Source organism: Rathayibacter tanaceti, from assembly GCF_001634385.1.
GTDB lineage: Bacteria > Actinomycetota > Actinomycetes > Actinomycetales > Microbacteriaceae > Rathayibacter > Rathayibacter tanaceti.
In genome coordinates, this window is the sequence record NZ_LIIN01000016.1 from 1 (window position 1) to 13570 (window position 13570).

Genomic DNA, 13570 nt, shown 5'->3' on the forward strand with positions numbered 1-13570 from the left:
CCTCGCCCGGCTCGGTCGTGGACGGCGCGGGAGGCGTGGCCGCCTGCGCCGGGTGCGCCGGGATGGCCGGCACCTCGGAGCCGACGGTGCCGGCTCCGGCCTGCACGGTGATGATCGCCGTGCCGACGTCGACCGTCTGGCCTTCCTCGACGAGCACATCGACCACTGTGCCGCTGAACGGCGACGGCAGTTCGACGAGGGACTTCGCGGTCTCGATCTCGACGAGCACCTGGTTGACGGCGACCTCATCGCCGACCTTGACCCTCCAGGCCACGATCTCGGCCTCGGTGAGGCCCTCTCCCACGTCGGGGAGGAGGAACTGTTCGGTCATCGGCGGGACTCCTGTGGGCTCGTGCGGGGATATCGCGCGCGTCAGTACGCGAGCGAGCGGTCGACGGCTTCGAGCACGCGGTCGACGTCGGGGAGGAAGAGCTTCTCGACCTTGGCGGGCGGGAAGGGGGTGTCGAAGCCTGCGACGCGTAGCACGGGGGCCTCGAGCGAGTAGAAGGCGCGCTCGGTGACCGTCGCGGCGATCTCGGAGCCGAGGCTCACGTGGGCTGACGCCTCCTGCGCGACGACGAGCCGGCCGGTCTTGCGGACCGACGCGAGCAGCGGCTCCCAGTCGATCGGGGAGATCGAGCGCAGGTCGACGACCTCGACGCTCGTGCCCTCCTCACCGGCGAGTTCGGCGGCCTGGAGCAGGACGGAGACCATCGGCCCCCAGCCGACCAGCGTGACCTCGCTGCCCTGGCGGACGATGCGGGAGGCGTGCAGCGGCACCGCGGATCCGCCCAGGTCGACCTCGCCCTTGGGCCAGTAGCGGCTCTTGGGCTCGAAGAACATGACCGGGTCGTCGGAGGCGATGGCCTCCTGGATCATCCAGTAGGCGTCGTTCGGAGTGGAGGGGCTGACCGAGCGGAGACCTGCCGTGTGCGCGAAGTACGCCTCGTTGCTCTCCTGGTGGTGCTCGACCGCTCCGATGTGCCCGCCGTAGGGCACGCGGATGACGACGGGCATCGTGACCGAGCCCTCGTGCCGGTTGGTCATCTTGGCGAGCTGCGAGGTGATCTGGTCGAACGCCGGGTAGATGAAGCCGTCGAACTGGATCTCGCAGACCGGCCGGAACCCGCGCATCGCGAGGCCGATCGCTGTGCCGACGATGCCGGACTCGGCGAGCGGCGTGTCGAGCACGCGCTTTGCTCCGAACTCGGCGTGCAGCCCCTCGGTGATGCGGAACACACCGCCCAGCGGGCCGATGTCCTCACCCATCAGCAGGACGCGGTCGTCGTGCGTCATCGCCCGGCGGAGACCGGCGTTGAGCGCCTTGGCCATGGACATCGACTCGAGCTGAGTCCCGGTGAGCGCGGTCTGCGCAGCCGCCGTCGTGGTGTCGATCGTCATCACTCGCCTCCGAACGATTCTTCGTAGCGCTGGAGCCACGCCTTCTGCTCCTCGACGAGCGCGTGGGGCTCCGAGTAGACGTGGTCGAAGATCACCTCGGAGGGCGGTGGCTCGAGCGTGAGGAGACGGCGGCGGATGTCGGCCGCGAAGTCGGCAGCCTCCTCGTCGACCTCGTCGAAGAAGGACTGCGACGCACCCTCGCCGCGCAGGTAGGCGGCGAAGCGGGTGATCGGGTCTCTGGCGACCCAGGAGGCGAGCTCGTCGTCGGTGCGGTACTTCGTGGGGTCGTCGCTCGAGGTGTGCGCCCCGATCCGGTAGGTGAGCGCCTCGATGAACTGGGGCCCACCGCCCGAGCGAGCGTCGCGAGGTGCTTGGCCGTGACGGCAAAGCTGGCAAGCACGTCGTTCCCGTCGATCTGGACTCCGGGGATACCGAAGCCGGAGGAGCGGAGGTAGAGCGGGCTGCGCGACTGCGTGGCCACGGGCACCGAGATCGCGTAGTGGTTGTTCTGGAGGAAGAAGACCTCGGGCGTCCGGTAGCTCGCGGCAAAGACCATGGCCTCACTGACGTCGCCCTGGCTGGAGGCGCCATCTCCGAAGTAGACCACCACCGCCGCATCCTTCTCGGGGTCGCCCGTGCCGGTGGCTCCATCGAGGGTCAGTCCCATCGCGTAGCCGGTGGCGTGCAGGGCCTGTGAGCCGAGCACCAGGGTGTAGAGGTGGAAGTTGCCGTTCGCCGGGTCACTCGGGTTCCAGCCTCCGTGGGTCGTGCCGCGCAGCAGGGCGAGCACGCCCAACAGGTCGACGCCGCGGATCTTGCCGACGACGTGCTCGCGGTACGAGGGGAACACGTGGTCCTGCGGGCGCATGGCGAATGCGGAGCCGACCTGCGCCGCCTCCTGCCCGTGGCTCGGGACCCACAGGCCGAGCTGACCCTGGCGCTGGAGGTTCGCGGCCTCGATGTCGAAGCGGCGGACCACCGCCATCTCGCGGTAGAAGGAGCGGTGCAGCTGCTCGTCGACCCCGTCGAGGTAGGACGCGTACTGCTCGGCGGCGGGGGTCGGTGAGAACCGCCCGTCCGCGGAGAGGAACTGGACCGTCGGCGACTCCGTACTGGTGGCTACCACCCGACTAACCTATCCGCCTGGCCCGATGGCCCTCAGGGAGGGAATCCACAATCTCGCCCGCCGCGCTGAGGAGCTTGTCGACAGAGCTCGCCTCGCCGATGGAGACGCGGATGCCCTCCGGGGGGAAGGCGCGCACGATGACGCCGGCGCGCTCGAACACCGCTGCTGCCGCGGCGGTCTCGTCGCGGGTGTCGAGCCAGAGGAAGTTCGCCTGCGATTCGGGGATGCTCCAGCCCTGGTCGAGCAGCGCGCGCCAGAGGTCGTCGCGGAGGCGGGTGATGCGGTGCACCCGCTCGAGGAGCTCCTCGCGGTGCTCGAGGGAGGCGACGGCCGCGGTCTCGGCGAACCTGGTCACCGAGAGCGGGATCGCGGTCGAGCGTGCGGCGTCGAGGACGCGCGAGTGGCCGATCGCGTAGCCGACCCGGAGCCCGGCGAGACCGTAGGCCTTCGAGAACGTGCGCGCGAGGACGAGGTTGGGGTACCGCCCGAGCAGAAGGGCGCCGTCGACCGCCCTGTCGTCGCCGACGAACTCGGCGTACGCCTCATCGAGGAGAACGAGCACATCGCTCGGGACCCGCTGGAGGAAGGCCTCGACGTCGTCCGCCGTGGCGATCGTGCCGGTGGGGTTATTGGGGCTGCACACGATGATCAAGCGCGTGCGCTCGGTGACGGCCTGGGCCATCGCGTCGAGATCGTGTGTGTCGTCGGGGCGCAGCGGAACGCGGATGCTCGTCGCTCCGGCCGTGGTGACGAGGGACGGGTAGGCCTCGAACGACCGCCAGGCGTAGACCACCTCGTCGCCGGGACCGGCAGCCGCGCTGACGAGCTGGGCGATGACCGCGACGGACCCGGCTCCGACGATGACCTCGTCGATCCCGACGCCGTACTGGGCGGCGAGCGCCGTGCGCAGAACGGTGGCGGCCGCATCGGGATACCGGTTGAAGTCGTCGACCTCGCGGACCCGCTCGAGCACCGAGGGCAGCGGGTCGAACGGGTTCTCGTTGGAGGAGAGCTTGACGGCATCGGCATCGCCCGCTCGACCCTGCTTGTAGGCGGGCAGCGCCAGGATCTCGGGGCGGAGGCGGACGGGAGGCTCCTGCTGGTCGGTCACCCGCTCCATGCTAGGCGGAGGGATCGACACAGCCGTCACACCGCACGCCCGCGCACCCTGCTCCGCAGCGCCTCGCCGACTCCGGCCACGCTCGGGGCGGCCACCCCGCTCGGGGCGCCGACTCGCGATGCACAGCGCCGACGGGGATAGTTGAGGCATGCGCAGACTCCTCTTCGGCCTCCTGACCAACGCAGTCGCGATCTGGTTGACGACCCTCGTCGTCGCGGGCGTGCGCGTCGATCCGTACGAGGAGGGGACGACCGCGGCGATCCTGACGTACCTCCTCGTCGCGGTGATCTTCGGACTCGTCAACGCGGTGGTGGGCGGCACCGTGCGAGTGCTCGCCTTCCCCCTGTATCTGCTCACGCTGGGACTGATCTCGTTCATCGTCAACGGACTCCTCCTGCTGCTGACCGCATGGATCAGCGGCCTTTTCGGATTCGGGCTCGTGGTCGACGGGTTCTGGTGGGGAGTGCTGGGCGCCCTCGTGCTGGCCCTCGTGAACTGGTTCATCGGTCTCCTCCTTCGCCCCTTCCTCCGCCGCCGTCAGGACTGAGGCGGCGCCCCCGGGACCCAGCCTGGGCGGCGGCGTTCCCTGTCGCGGCAGCGGCCCGTCGATCCGTGGAGAACGGCCGGAATCGGCCCGCTGTGCAGGAGCCGCGGTGCGCCATGATGGGCGGGTGACCCCCGACACCCCCGCACCCTCGGCCTTCGCCGTGTGCTTCGTCTGCACCGGCAACATCTGCCGGTCGCCGATGGCCGAGGTCGTGTTGCGCTCGCTCGCAGAGCGGGCGGGCCTCGGCTCCGCCATCGAGATCAGCTCGGCAGGCACCGGGGAGTGGCACCTCGGCGAGCACGCCGACCACCGCGCCCTCGACGCGCTGGAACGGCACGGCTTCGATGGAGGCCGCCACCGCGCCCAGCTGTTCGACCCGTCCCGGTTCGCCGAGTTCGACCTCGTGGTCGCGCTCGACCACGGCCACGAGCGGGCGCTGCGCTCCTGGGCGCGCACCGACGTCGACCGCCAGAAGATCCGCCGTCTGCTGGCGTTCGAACCGAGCCTCTCTCCGCAGGGCGACGTCCCCGACCCCTACTATTCCGATGCGGCGGCGTTCGACTCGGTCCTCCGGCTCATCGAACACGCCTGCCGGGCACTCTTCGCCCAGATCGAACCCGGACTGCGCGGCAATCGCTCGGTCCGGTCCGCCCCCGCCGAGGCGCTCTCAGGCGCCGCCCTCGCGCAGGACCACCGAGAACCGGAAGGCACCACCGCATGACCTCGCTCCCCCCCCAGCCGCTGAGCCCCCTCGACGGGCGCTACAGCGGCGCCGTCTCCTCCCTCGGCGAGCACCTCTCGGAGGCGGGGTTGAACCGCGCGCGCGTGCACGTCGAGGTCGAGTGGCTGCTCGCCCTGACCGATCGCCGCCTCTTCGGCTCGGAGCCGGTCGACGCCGCGACCGCCGAGGAGCTGCGGCGCCGCGCCCGCGAGTTCGGACAGCCCGAGATCGACGAGCTGGCCGCGCTCGAGGCCCGCACCCGCCACGACGTGAAGGCCGTGGAGTACCTGGTCCGCCAGTGGCTCGAGGAACTCGGGCTCGGGAGGATCGCCGAACTGACCCACTTCGCCGCGACGAGCGAGGACATCAACAACCTCTCGTACGCGCTCGTCGTCCGCCGAGCGGTCGACGAGATCTGGCTGCCGAAGCTGCGCTCGGTCGCCGGCTCGCTGCGGCAGCTGGCGGTCCGCTACCGCGACGAGGCGATGCTGAGCCGCACCCACGGCCAGCCGGCGACTCCGACCACGATGGGCAAGGAGTTCGCGGTCTACGCGTATCGACTCGAGCGCGTGATCGCCCAGGTCGAGGCCACCGAGTACCTCGGCAAGTTCAGCGGAGCGACGGGCACGTTCGCCGCGCACCTCGCGGCAGACCCCGGCACCGACTGGCCGACCGTCGCCGAGGAGTTCGTCGCCTCGCTCGGGCTCGCCTTCAACCCGCTCACGACGCAGATCGAGTCGCACGACTGGCAGGCGGAGCTGTACGGCAGGGCGGCTCACGCCAACCGGATCCTGCACAACGTCTGCACCGACGTCTGGACCTACATCTCGCTCGGCTATTTCCGGCAGATCCCGCAGGCCGGAGCGACGGGCTCGTCGACGATGCCGCACAAGATCAATCCGATCCGCTTCGAGAACGCCGAGGCGAACCTCGAGCTCTCCAGCGCACTGCTCGACTCCCTCGCGCAGACGCTCGTGACCTCGCGCCTGCAGCGCGACCTCACCGACTCCACCACGCAGCGCAACATCGGGGTCGCGTTCGGGCACTCGCTCCTCGCCCTCGACAACATCGCCCGCGGCCTGCTCGAGATCGACCTCGACCCGGCCGCACTCGCCGCCGATCTCGACGGCAACTGGGAGGTTCTCGCCGAGGCGATCCAGACGGTGATCCGCGCGGAGGTGGCGGCGGGCCGTTCGTCGATCACGGACCCGTACGCGCTGCTGAAGGACCTCACGCGCGGCAAGCGCCTCAGCGCCGAGGACCTCGCGGTGTTCGTGCAGGCCCTCGACATCGGCGAGGCCGCGAAGGCGCGCCTCCTCGCGCTGACGCCCGCGGGGTACACGGGGCTCGCCTCCGCCCTGGTCGACCGCCTGGGCTGACACTGCTGCTGCGGCGAGCACGCGCCGCCGCGAGCGCCCACGGCCACCCGCCGGCCCCACCCGCTCGCGGCGCACCGCCCGCGCCGAGCGGTTCCGCGCGGCGCCACGCCCGCCTCCCCGCTCCGCCGACCGTGGGGAGGCAGCGGCCACCCCTCAGCCCGGGAGGCTCAGTGCCGCGCGTCCTGCTCGTCGATGTCGGCGATCTCGGCGTCGTCCGGCTTGAAGGTGAGCGAGAACATCGCGATGGCGACGAGCACGATGATGAAGGTGATCCCGAAGGAGAGCAGAGCGACGACGGGCTCGCGAGTGGAGAGCAGAACCACGACGCCGACGAAAACAGCCATCACGGCGGAGAAGCCGATCAGTTCGAGCGGGCGCAGGCGGTCTTTGCGGGTCGGCTGGAAGGTGCTCGCGGCGACCTCCGGAGGCTCGGGCGAGGGCTCGGGGGTCTGGCCTTCGGCGGTCATCGGTCTCCTCCGGAGGTCGGTGTCGTGGGGGCGACGGGATCGTGTCCGGTGGCAGCGTCGGCGCCGACGGCCCATTTGAGCGAGAACGCCGCGATGGCGAGGTAGACGGCGAGCATCACGGCATAGGCGCCGAGCAGGCCGACCGTGACGACGGGGTGCGGCGGGAGGAGGCCGAAGGCCGCTCCGAGCAGCATCGTGCCGATCCCGACGACCACGGAGTCCCGGGCGGCGAGACCGTGGCCGCGGCGTCCGCTCGAGAACTCGAGGAAGCCCGAGAGCAGAGCCCAGCCGGCGACGAGCGCGACGAAGGAGAGCAGGTGGGCGACGGGGAGCGCGATCAGCGCGGCGACACCGGCGGCGAGGGTGAGCGCAGCGGAGCCGAGCGCGAGCGGGCGGGCGCGCCCCGACCAGACGGGCAGGCCGAGCGCGAGCGAGACCGCTCCGCTCGCGAGGGCGAAGCCGCCGAACACGGCGAGACCGAAGGCGGGACCGTGGTCGGGCGAGAAGGTGACGACGCAGCCGGCGACGGCCGCGATCACCGCGCGCGCGAGGGGCAGGGTCCACAGGCGGCGGTCGGAGTCGGCGGCGTTGGCGTTGGCCACGGTCGAGCCTCTCTGGGGGTGCGGTCGGTGCTCACGCTCGGGACGGCCGGCGGGCGAGGACTCGCGACGGCACGGCGCCGCGGACTCCAGCGATTTTACGCTCCCCGCGCGCGCCCACGGCCCCGGAGGGGAGGCGGACGGGATCCGAGGTGAAGTCGCAGGCGACTCAGGCGGCCGGCGTGCCCAGCCAGACCTCCTCGATGCGGGGGAAGACGGCGTCGGCGGAGAAGCGCTCGCGGAACCGCGCCCCCGCCTTCGCGACCACCGCCGCGCGCGCGTCCTCATCGGTGATGAGCTCGGTGAGCGCCGCCGCGAGAGCGTCGACGTCGCCCGGCGCGACGACCCTCCCGCAGCCCTCGCCGAGCACCTCGGGGATGCCGCCGACCGCGGTCGAGACGACGGCGGCGTCGCGGGCGAGGGCCTCGAGGATGAAGATCGGCATCGCCTCGTCGCGCGAGGGCAGGACGGCGACCGCCGCCTCGTCGAGCAGCTGGAGGAGCCGGGCGTTCTCGAGCGAGCCGAGGAACTCGATCCCCGGCACGCTGCGGTCGACGACCTCGGGCTCGCGGATCGGGCCGGCGATCAGCAGCCTCCAGCCCTCGGCTCCCTCGACTTTCGCCCAGGCCTTCTGCAGCACGTCGACGCCCTTGCGGTGGCTGACGACGCCTCCGAAGACCACGGTGCGGGTCTTCTCGCGCGGGGTACCCCGCTCGAGAGCGTTGGGCACGAGGTGCACGCGCTCGGCCGGGACGATGCGGCGGCAGATCACCGAGGTCTGCTCCGAGAGAGTGATGATCTCGTCGGCGCTGCGCAGGACGCCCGCGACCAGGCGCGGATGCGCGGCGGTGAAGGCAGCGAACTCGCTGCCGTGCAGGTGCGCGACGGTCCGCAGACCGAGGCGGTGCGCGAGGCGCAGCAGCGAGCCCTCGCGGAGGAACGAGCCGCGCTCGGAGAGGTGCACGACGATGACGCTGCCGGGGTCGCGCCGCGAGAGCGCGACGATGCGCGCGGCGGCGGCGGCGGCGAGCCGCGCGGCGGTGACGTGCTCTCCCGGAGCGGACCTGGAGGGGATGACCCGCACATCGGAGCGGTCGAACGGCCAGCGCAGGTAGCCGTTGACCACCTGGGTCATGCCTCCCGGCACTTCGCCGCTACGGCCCACGTGATGCACCCGCGTGGTCGTGCCGGTGGGAGTCGAGCGCGCCGGGACGGCGAGCAGCGCCTGGATGTCGTCGCGGACGCCGCGGAGGCGTCCCCTGGCGACGAGCAGCTTCTCGAGCAGGTCGCTCCGGCGCGCCGCGACGGCGGTGATGGTCTCGATCCCGCGCTCCGGTTCGGTGCGCGACATGTCGACGGTGACGCCGTGGATCCCGATGGTCTCGAAGTGACGGGAGGACTTGGTGGACGCGTCCATCTGAAGGCTCACCGGAGCCGCGCCCTCGGTGAACGCCATGATGATCACGTGCAGGCGGTCGCTCAGAGCGAGACGCGTGCGGCGGTAGAGCTCGCGCAGCAGGATCTCGTGCTGGTCGTGGGTGTGCGCCGGGTCCCAGTCGAGGATGTCCGCGTCGAGATCGGCCGCGAGGCGGCGTGAGCGCTCGGCGTCGACGGCGACCTGGGTCACCACGACGATGTCCAGCGCCTCGCGCTCGGCGTAGCCCTTGACCGCGGCGAGCCACTCCTCCTCGGGGTAGGGCCGGGCGTCCACCTCGTGGTCCTCGCGGAGGGAGAGGACGAGCACGCGCCGCTCCTCGTCCGGCTGCGCGGCGAACGCGCGGAGCTCGTCGTCGCTCGCGCCCTCGCCGTAGCCGAGGTCGGGCATGGCCGCACCGACCCGCATGTAGGCGGCGGTCCTGTCGTCGCGCCAGCGGGTGTAGTTCGAGAGCGCCATCGACGGCCACATGATTGCGCGGGGCAGCGGAGCGAAGTTGCGGGCGCCGACTCCGGCCCGGACGACCCGGCCACCGCCGAGGCGCACGAGTGCGATGCCCGGGAGCATGACGAGGTGCTCCTTCATGCCGATCAGGGTCAGCTGGATCTCGCCGGGCTTGAACACCGAGTGCGCCCGACCGGCGATCGCCTCGCGGGCGAGAGCCGCGTACCAGCGCACGAGGGAGCGGTAGACCACGTCGTCGGGCCCGAGGCGCAGCCCGTCGTCGTAACCCCAGGGCGAATGCCCGACGTAGACGTGCAGTGGGCCGCAGTCGCGAAGCCAGTCGAGCAGCTGCCGGCGCAGGATGATGTCGCCGATGTTCTCGTACTGGCCGCGACCCACGGCGAAGATCGATCGGGCAGGTGTCACGGGCGGGCCTTTCGGAGGGTTCGCGTGGGGGTGGCCGGGCAGTGAAAGTATCGGATCCACCGAGACTGCATGACAGTGCCGTCGGTTCTCTGGGCAGACTAGCGCAGGCACTGCCCGCACTCGGATGTCAGCAGCTCGCGGTCACGAAGAAGGCCTTGAGGAATCCACCGGTCTGATAGAAATATTGGCCGATCAGATAGTCGAGCCCCATCGGCTCCCCCGAGGGAACCATCGAGATCTCGCCCGAATAGCACCTCTCGAGGATCATTCGCGCCCGAGCGATGTGGGGTGAGTTCGTGATGACGATGACATGGTCCCAGCCGTTTTCGGCCGCCATGTCGCGCAACTTCCTCGCCTCTCCCTGGGTGGTGAGAGGATCCGCGGAATAGCAGAGGACGTCTCCGCCCGGCTCGTTACACTTTTTGTACTTCTTCTCGTCATAGGGCGCCGCCATCTCCTGAGGGCCCACCGAGAGCACCATCGTGTCGGTGGCCCCGGAGGTGATGATGCGGCGTGCGAACTCGACCCGCGCCCTGGTCGAGGGGCCGAGGACGAACACGGCGTCGGCCTGCTCGGGGATCGGGTCGATCGGAGGAGCAACATAGAGCGGGATCCCCGAGCCGAACAGGGCGAGGACGACCAGCGGGACGAGCAGGAGGCGCGCGAGCACCGACCGGACGCGGCGTCCGCGTCCGGCGGCGGGGACGGCCTGCTGAGGGGTGGTCGTCGCAGCGTCCATCTCGTCCTCCCTCTCGTCGGCACCACCGCTCTCCCGCGGCGGATCCTCCGTGAGCGGGCGCACCGGTGCTCACCAGTGAACACCCCATCATTCCCGTGTTTCGCCGCGGAGTCGGCCCGGTGAACGGGGGGTCAATTCTCACGGGTCGGCCCGACCAGGGCGGGATCCACCCAGTCCGGGGCGGAGAGGATCACTGTTCCGCGGACAGAGGACCACTTCTGGTGGAATTCGAGCAGAACAACGGATCGACACCGAGTGGGTCACCGCTCCGACGACTTCTCAGCACCATCGATCACCATGACGTGACCACGGCGCCGACACGCGCGGCGGGCGATTCCCTCTTCCACCGGGAGAACAATCACCGACGAACGGCGAGCCCCACCCGAACGGGGGGATCGCGACCTGAATCCCTCTCATCGCAGCGAAAGCGAAGAAGCCCCTCTATAGCGTCGGAAAGACGAGTGCCACCCCTTGAGAATTCCTGCTCGTAACTTTGTCGCCGCACCCTCGATGACCCCGGAGCCGATCGTGAACCCGCTGAACGCGTCCCACCCGCCACGTGCCCGCCGACGGCGTGCGCGCCTCACCCTGACCACCGCGCTGGTCGCGGCCCTCGGCATCCTGCTCGCCCCGCTGACCGTGCCGGCCGCCTCGGCGGCGACCCTCGACCCCGGGCTGGGCAAGACGGTCCGAGTCGAGGAGGGCAGCGCCTCGCTCAGCTACAGCGGCTCGTGGCGCACCATGACCGGCGGGGACAGCGGCGGCGGGATCAGGTTCCTGAACAGCACGGGCTCCGTCTCGCTCAGCTTCCGCGGCACCGGCGTCACCTGGCTGAGCCGCACCACCCCCTCGGCAGGCATCGCGACGGTGACCCTCGACGGCGCGAGCACCTCGGTCGACCGCTACACGAAAACCACCGCCTACCAGGTGCCGGTCTTCACCAAGAAGGACCTGGCCGACACCGTCCACACACTGAAGATCACCTGGAGCGGCAGGGCGAACGCCTCCGCGACCGACAAGAACCTCGTCATCGATGCTGTCGACGTCACCCGCTCCTCCGGGCAGGTCGAGCAGGGCGAGACCGGCGGAGGCAGCACCGCGCGGGTCCTCGATCCGTCCGGAACGAGCAGCCTCACCGTGGAGGAGACCGACCCGGCCCTCGTCTACAGCGGCTCGTGGAAGTCGATGAGCGGCGGCGACAGCGGCGGAGCGATCAAGTACCTGACTTCCGCGGGCTCGGTGTCCTTCACGTTCGTCGGCACCTCGTGGCGCTGGATCAGCCGGAAGACCTCCTCGTCCGGAATCGCCGCGGTCTCGGTCGACGGCGGCCCGGTCACCAAGGTCGACCGGTACAGCGCGAGCGCGCAGTACCAGGTGCCGGTCTACGAGACGACGAGCCTGTCCGAGGGCACGCACACCGTCAAGATCTCGTACACGGGGACCAAGAACGCGAATTCGACCGACAAGAACCTGATCATCGACGCGTTCGTCCTCGCCGAGGACGGGCTCGCGACGGACCGCGTGGAGCTCTCGCCCCTGACCGACGGCTACGCGGTGTCGTGGGACGCTCCGTTCAGCTCGCGGATCACCTCGTACGAGGTGCACCGCTCTGCTCAGGACGGCTCGGGCTCGACCGTGCTCGCCACGATCACCGATCCGGTGCGGCAGTACCGCGACGAGACCGCCGCGGCCGGACGGGCCTACACCTACTGGGTGTCGGCCACCGATGACGCCGGACGCCACTCCCGTCTCACGGAGCCGACGACCACCGCCTCCGAGCTGATCGACACCCGCACCTCTCTGCTCGCGGCTTTCGACTGCCCGGCCGCGACCACGACCGTGTCGAACTCGGCCCAGCTGGCCGCAGCTCTCGCCTCGCCCTCCCCGAACGAGGTGATCCACCTCGACGACGGCTGGTACACCGGCAAGTTCGCCCTGCGCGGCACGGCGGCCCAGTCCGGCTCGATCTGGATCTGCGGCTCCCCGAACGCGGTCCTGTCCTCGGGCTCGACATCCAGCGGCACCGCCCTGCTGCTCAATGGAGTGAGCGACGTGCACCTCGTCGGCTTCGCCGTCCGCAGCTCGTTCCAGGGCATCCAGGTGCTCGCGAGCAGCGGAGTGCGGATGGCCGGTCTCACCGTGACCGACATCGGCTACGAGGCAGTCCACTTCCGCAGCCAGACCACCGACTCGCTGATCGTCGGCAGCACGATCCGCCGCACCGGCCTTGTCGCCGCCAAGTACGGCGAGGGCGTCTACGTGGGCACCTCGGACCGCAACTGGTGCGAGTACAACGGCTGCAACCCGGACCGCACGGCCCGCATCGCGGTGGTCGACAACAGCATCACCGACACCGGGGCCGAGCCGATCGAGGCGAAGGAGGGGACGCTCGACGGCAACATCCTCGGCAACACGGTCGTCGGAGGCACGCGACTGGCCAGCGACGTCGTCTCGCTGATCCTGGTCTCGGGCAACGGCTGGCTGGCCGCCGGCAACTCCGCCTCGGGCACGACCACCTACGGCTACCAGTCATCACCCGGGCCGACGGCTCGGGCAACGACAACACCATCAGCGGCAACCTCGCCCTGAAGACGACGGACGCACCGGTGTACCTGCACCAGCCGTCCACATGGGCGACGAGCGGCAACACGCTGCGCTGCTCGAACTCCGGGAAGGACGTCGTGGGCAACGTGTCCTGCACGCCCTGACCCATCCGCACCGCCGCTCGGACCGCCGCCGTCGTCACCTCGACGGCGGCGGTTCCGCGTTCCCTCGGCGTCCAGCCCGAGCGGCCAGGGGCGGCCCCGCCGTCGACGGTGGCGCCTCCGTCGGCGGAAGCGAGGGTCGCGGTCGCGATGCCCCTCAGCGATCCGATCATGGACGACGCATCAGGGGGCTCACGGCTTCCTGCGGGATCACGTCGTTGCTCACTCTCTCCCGCGTCGCCGACGTCGTCGCCTGCGTGCGATGAAGCGACGGTCATCCGTCAGCCTGGCGCTCGACCACGCGCCCGGGTGCAGAATCGGCGACTCTGCCCGTGGCAGGCCGGCGACGTCAGAGGCCGTGGCGGACGCCTCCGGGCCGATCAGCCTGTTCCCTCGCCACTGGACGGACGAGCGCACGCCCGGCTTCTCAGCGGGGCGTGCGCTCGTGCGATGCGGCGCGC

The 13570-nt window shown here is 70.7% G+C and carries 11 protein-coding genes and 1 pseudogene; 4 read left to right on the forward strand and 8 right to left on the reverse strand.

Going from position 1 to position 13570, the window contains the following annotated elements; genetic code table 11:
- From ACH61_RS03580 to hisC, 4 genes and pseudogenes are all read right to left on the reverse strand, one after another.
- Window positions 1-331: biotin/lipoyl-containing protein (locus ACH61_RS03580; RefSeq protein ID WP_330220121.1), on the reverse strand; the 331-nt coding region annotated here is incomplete at its 3' end.
- A 41-nt stretch (window positions 332-372) separates the two neighbouring features.
- Window positions 373-1338: an alpha-ketoacid dehydrogenase subunit beta gene (locus tag ACH61_RS03585; protein WP_413784020.1), complete on the reverse strand. Its 966-nt coding sequence runs from the start codon at window positions 1336-1338 to the stop codon at window positions 373-375.
- Window positions 1339-1400: 62 nt separating this feature from the next.
- Window positions 1401-2527, reverse strand: a pseudogene (locus ACH61_RS03590) (thiamine pyrophosphate-dependent dehydrogenase E1 component subunit alpha).
- A 4-nt stretch (window positions 2528-2531) separates the two neighbouring features.
- Entirely contained in the window at window positions 2532-3647 is a 1116-nt protein-coding gene (gene hisC, locus ACH61_RS03595) for a histidinol-phosphate transaminase (RefSeq protein WP_082844985.1), read from the reverse strand.
- A gap of 148 nt (window positions 3648-3795) precedes the next feature.
- Here hisC and ACH61_RS03600 point away from each other — a divergent pair, with 148 nt between their 5' ends.
- The 3 genes from ACH61_RS03600 to purB all read left to right on the forward strand — a co-directional run bounded on the left by ACH61_RS03600 (window position 3796) and on the right by purB (window position 6294).
- Window positions 3796-4194 (forward strand): phage holin family protein, encoded by a 399-nt coding sequence (locus ACH61_RS03600; RefSeq protein WP_068208699.1) that lies wholly within the window; start codon window positions 3796-3798, stop codon window positions 4192-4194.
- 124 nt (window positions 4195-4318) lie between these two features.
- Window positions 4319-4915, forward strand: coding sequence for a low molecular weight protein-tyrosine-phosphatase (locus ACH61_RS03605; protein ID WP_068208702.1), 597 nt, complete (start codon window positions 4319-4321; stop codon window positions 4913-4915).
- Window positions 4912-6294 carry an adenylosuccinate lyase gene (gene purB, locus ACH61_RS03610; RefSeq protein WP_068208705.1) on the forward strand — a complete coding sequence of 461 codons (1383 nt, stop codon included), beginning with the start codon at window positions 4912-4914 and terminating at the stop codon, window positions 6292-6294. Before ACH61_RS03605 ends, purB begins: the two co-directional genes overlap by 4 nt.
- Before the next feature lie 167 nt (window positions 6295-6461).
- Here the strand turns inward: purB and ACH61_RS03615 are convergent, their stop codons facing one another.
- From ACH61_RS03615 to ACH61_RS03630, 4 genes are all read right to left on the reverse strand, one after another.
- On the reverse strand, window positions 6462-6761 hold the full coding sequence (locus ACH61_RS03615; RefSeq protein ID WP_236713526.1) for a hypothetical protein: 300 nt from the start codon (window positions 6759-6761) through the stop codon (window positions 6462-6464).
- Window positions 6758-7363 (reverse strand): aromatic acid exporter family protein, encoded by a 606-nt coding sequence (locus ACH61_RS03620; protein WP_068208708.1) that lies wholly within the window; start codon window positions 7361-7363, stop codon window positions 6758-6760. The genes ACH61_RS03615 and ACH61_RS03620 overlap by 4 nt, the downstream gene beginning before the upstream one ends.
- A gap of 166 nt (window positions 7364-7529) precedes the next feature.
- Window positions 7530-9665: a glycosyltransferase family 4 protein gene (locus ACH61_RS03625; protein ID WP_132505061.1), complete on the reverse strand. Its 2136-nt coding sequence runs from the start codon at window positions 9663-9665 to the stop codon at window positions 7530-7532.
- Window positions 9666-9792: 127 nt separating this feature from the next.
- On the reverse strand, window positions 9793-10404 hold the full coding sequence (locus ACH61_RS03630) for a YdcF family protein (protein ID WP_068208750.1): 612 nt from the start codon (window positions 10402-10404) through the stop codon (window positions 9793-9795).
- A gap of 510 nt (window positions 10405-10914) precedes the next feature.
- Between ACH61_RS03630 and ACH61_RS03635 the strand changes: the two genes are divergently transcribed.
- Window positions 10915-12993 carry a fibronectin type III domain-containing protein gene (locus ACH61_RS03635; RefSeq protein ID WP_068208712.1) on the forward strand — a complete coding sequence of 693 codons (2079 nt, stop codon included), beginning with the start codon at window positions 10915-10917 and terminating at the stop codon, window positions 12991-12993.
- The last annotated feature ends 577 nt before the right edge of the window (window positions 12994-13570 follow it).